At 51.0% G+C, this 1,024-nt stretch carries 1 pseudogene; it reads left to right on the top strand.

What is annotated here, in order from left to right:
* A pseudogene (srfAC, locus tag ACWFR1_RS40580) lies at positions 1-1,014 on the top strand (surfactin non-ribosomal peptide synthetase SrfAC); the annotation flags it as partial.
* Between the last annotated feature and the right edge of the window lie 10 nt (positions 1,015-1,024).

Raw genomic sequence — 1,024 nt, 5'->3', positions numbered from 1 at the left:
CGCGAATTAGATGAGGAAGCGAACCGCCTTGCACGCCGGCTGCAAAAACACGGTGCGGGCAAAGGCTCTGTTGTAGCGCTGTACACGAAGCGCTCACTTGAATTGGTGATCGGCATTCTCGGTGTATTAAAGGCGGGAGCAGCCTATCTGCCAGTTGATCCGAAGCTGCCAGAGGACCGAATCTCGTATATGCTGGCTGACAGTGCGGCAGCCTGTCTTCTGACGCATCAGGAGATGAAAGAACAAGCGGCTGAGCTGCCGTATACAGGCACAACGCTCTTCATCGATGATCAAACACGGTTTGAAGAACAGGCAAGCGATCCTGCAACCGCGATTGATCCTAATGATCCGGCATATATCATGTACACGTCCGGCACAACCGGAAAGCCAAAAGGCAATATGACCACTCATGCCAATATTCAAGGTTTGGTCAAGCATGTAGACTACATGGCATTTTCTGATCAGGATACGTTCTTGTCGGTTTCGAATTACGCCTTTGACGCATTTACCTTTGATTTCTATGCTTCTATGCTGAATGCGGCACGGCTCATTATCGCAGACGAACATACGCTGCTTGATACAGAACGGCTCACAGATCTGATTCTGCAAGAGAATGTCAATGTCATGTTTGCGACAACCGCACTATTTAATCTTCTCACGGATGCGGGAGAGGATTGGATGAAGGGGCTTCGCTGCGTGTTATTCGGCGGAGAGCGCGCCTCAGTGCCTCATGTCAGAAAAGCGCTGCGGGTCATGGGGCCGGGCAAGCTGATTAACTGCTACGGGCCGACTGAGGGAACAGTGTTTGCGACAGCTCACGTCGTGCATGATCTGCCGGATTCCATCTCCTCATTGCCGATTGGAAAGCCGATCAGCAATGCCAGTGTTTATATTCTGAACGAGCAAAGCCAGCTCCAGCCATTCGGGGCGATCGGTGAACTGTGCATCAGCGGAATGGGCGTGTCAAAAGGATATGTAAATCGTGCTGACCTCACGAAGGAAAAGTTTATTAAGTGATCTGCGA

This window comes from Streptomyces sp. NPDC055103 (assembly GCF_053607625.1).
This window is presented reverse-complemented; position numbering and strand designations above follow the sequence as displayed.